Origin of the sequence: Corynebacterium gottingense (assembly GCF_003693265.1) — a bacterium.
Classification (GTDB): Bacteria; Actinomycetota; Actinomycetes; order Mycobacteriales; family Mycobacteriaceae; genus Corynebacterium; species Corynebacterium gottingense.
In genome coordinates this window covers 1-2,841 of the sequence record NZ_RDRE01000072.1, presented here as the reverse complement: position 1 = coordinate 2,841, position 2,841 = coordinate 1, and the positions used below count along the sequence as shown (strand labels likewise).

Here is a 2,841-nt window from a genome sequence, read left to right as displayed (position 1 = left end):
TCACCCACGTGTTACTCACCCGTTCGCCACTCGAGTACCCTGCAAGCAGGGCCTTTCCGTTCGACTTGCATGTGTTAAGCACGCCGCCAGCGTTCATCCTGAGCCAGGATCAAACTCTCCACAAAAAAGTTTCAGCAAGAAACAAAGGCCGTGAAAAGCCCAAACCTAACCAAAAACAAACCAACCCACACCACAACCAAATGCAGTGCAGGACTGGCAAATCCTCAAATTACCTTCACGTGCCGACCCAACCCGACGGGGCAAAAACAGGCCGACACAACAAAAAATATAGTTACAAAACGCGAATCAAATCACGCACCATAACCAGCAAACACCACCTGCAACTAGAGGTTCACAAGCAGCGCCACCGGCACACACCAACCACACAAAACGTGCAGCCAGCACAACACAGGCACGCAACCAATCCACAAACAAAAGTACATTGGCACACTATCGAGTTCTCAAACAACACACGCACACTTACCCACCACCAGGCAAATCGCCCAGCAGCTGTAAAAAGCGACTTTATCGACACTACATAAACCACAATCCGAAAGTCAAATCCTTGACCCAACCGGACCGAAGTCCATATTTTCTTATGTCGGCCAGCGATCGTTTTCCTGACCGCCATCTCACCAGCTTTACTCTCTTGCGGAGTCTGTCTGGCGGGGCGTTGTCGGTCTCGCTGACTCACATAAAGTTACACACACCCAAACACCAACACAAATCCCCAGCGTAAGGGCGGTGTTTGGGTGAACGTAACGTTACTTACTTCTTGACTTCGCGCGGTCGCTTTGGGTCGAGCCGGCCAGTAAGCATGAGCGCGAAGCCTACCGCAGCCGAGAGCAGGCACAAGCCGCAGAATACGAGCACCACCTGCATCGCGTCGGTGCCAACACCAGCTTGGTTGCCGGCGACGTCCATGATTTGGCGTGTAGACGTCCACGCGAAGATCACGATGAAGAACACCAAGGATGGCATCCAAGTCTCCACCGCCTTCGCCAGCAGGATCACGCTGAAGCCAATGACTCCGTGGAGAAGAAGTGGGAGGACGGGCACGGAGGCGTCAATAAGCATTGCCACAAGAAGTGCGCTGCCAGTGACCAGCACTGACGCAACGGCCACAACGCTAACCGATGTGACAACCCAGGACTTCCGAGTGATGCCGAAAGATTGCGCCGTAGCGACCGAGGACAAGCCGCTTCCCACAGCCCAGGCCCAGTAGAAGAGCAACGCGCCAGAGGGGAGCACTGCGGTGACCCAGCTACTGGCGGACCGGGCACACAGCGCGTAGAGGATGCCCGTAATCACGCCGACTGGCACTGCCCACACGCACATGCGGCGCCAGAAGACTTCGAACGCGAAGCCGCCGCGTCGCCGCGCCAAGCTGATGCCTCCGGTGCGAGTGAGGTCGACCGGCTCACCCGACGGCCGCGCCGAGACCAGGAACGTCACTGCAGCGAGGACCACACCAATGGCGCTGGAGATGACCGCCCGGTGCGGGTTGATGAGGCTGAACACGGCAAAGACCACGACCGCAAAGGGCACAACAAGCGTGAGGACCTGCTGGCGGACGCGCGCGCGGTTCATGCCGAGCGCCTTGAAGGCACTGGGCTCGGGGATGGCGATCCACGACAGCGTCATCACGCACATGAAGCTGCCGAAGAGCATCATCCATTGCGCCCCATCCGTGGCGAAGAGCGCGAAGAACGGCACCGATCCGACACTGAGGAAGCGCATCCACGGCCCCGCCTTGAACTGGTGCCAGAGGAACCCGCGGTCGAGGTGCGTCTTTGCGCTCATGCCTGCACCTCCAGGATCGCCTCGAGCACGTCGCCGAGGTCCGCGGCCTGGCCGCGCAGGCCCAGTTCAGCGGCGGTTGCTGCGGGGAGGATGGCGCGGGCTGCGGAGGCGTGGCGTCGGTAAGCGATGGCCCCGGCGGGCTCATCGAAATCGCCGCTAGCGATGACGTAGCCGTCGGCGTCCTCAGCGAGCAGATGCTTATCGACGCTCCCCTGCCGCCCCAGCACGAGCGCCGAATCCAGGATCTTGGCGGCGTCCTCGATGTGGTGCGTGGCCATGATGAAGCAGCGCTGGGACTCGGCGAGCTCAAGGAGGTGGCGGTAGAAGACGGAGGTGTTGTGGACGTCGAGACCGACGTAGGGCTCGTCAAGAAGTGTGAGCTCGGCGCCGGATGCGAGGCCGACCACGATGCCGATCATCGCGCGCTGCCCGCGGGAGCATTTTGCATACACGGTTGACGCGTGCTCGTCGAGGGCAAAGTCGCGCATGAGCGTGTCAGCGATGTCCTGCGACCAGTTCGGGTAACGCTTCCCCGCAGCGGCGACGATGTCCGCCAGCGACCACGACGATGGGTACGCAGTATCGACGCCGGTAAAACAGACGCGATCCATCACGCTCGCATTGTCATAGGGGTGCTCGCCGAACACTGTCAGCTCGCCGCCGGAGGGCTTGAGCTGGCCCGCAATCATGGCGAGCAGGGTGGACTTGCCCACGCCGTTGCGACCAAGCATGGCGTGGATGCCGGTGCCGGGCAACTCGAAGGTGACGTCGGTGAGCACCGGCTGCTTCCGGAACTGTTTTTCCAGGTGAGTTGCGGTAATCATTGGTACATTCCTCTACTTTCTGCGACGCGGTCGATGAGGGTGTGCAGGGTGTCGCGGTTATAGCCGAGGCGAACAGCCTCGTCGATTGCGGGGGCGAGGTACTCGCCGGCGTAGCGCTCGCGGCGCGACTGCACGGCCCGCTCGCGCGCGTCGGGGGTGACGAACATGCCGAGCCCGCGGCGCTTTTCCAGGATCCCGTCGTCGACGAGGATTC

General features: G+C 60.8%; 3 protein-coding genes and 1 rRNA gene. All 4 read right to left on the bottom strand.

The window, feature by feature from the left end:
• A 16S ribosomal RNA gene (locus tag EAW56_RS11500) occupies nt 1–125 on the bottom strand; the annotation flags it as partial.
• A gap of 643 nt (nt 126–768) precedes the next feature.
• Nucleotides 769–1,803: a hypothetical protein gene (locus EAW56_RS11495; protein ID WP_122086677.1), complete on the bottom strand. Its 1,035-nt coding sequence runs from the start codon at nt 1,801–1,803 to the stop codon at nt 769–771.
• Nucleotides 1,800–2,627, bottom strand: coding sequence for an ATP-binding cassette domain-containing protein (locus tag EAW56_RS11490; protein ID WP_122086675.1), 828 nt, complete (start codon nt 2,625–2,627; stop codon nt 1,800–1,802). Before EAW56_RS11490 ends, EAW56_RS11495 begins: the two co-directional genes overlap by 4 nt.
• A partial coding sequence (locus tag EAW56_RS12775; protein ID WP_482764196.1) for a GntR family transcriptional regulator occupies nt 2,624–2,841 on the bottom strand: 218 nt, incomplete at its 5' end. The genes EAW56_RS12775 and EAW56_RS11490, both read right to left, overlap by 4 nt.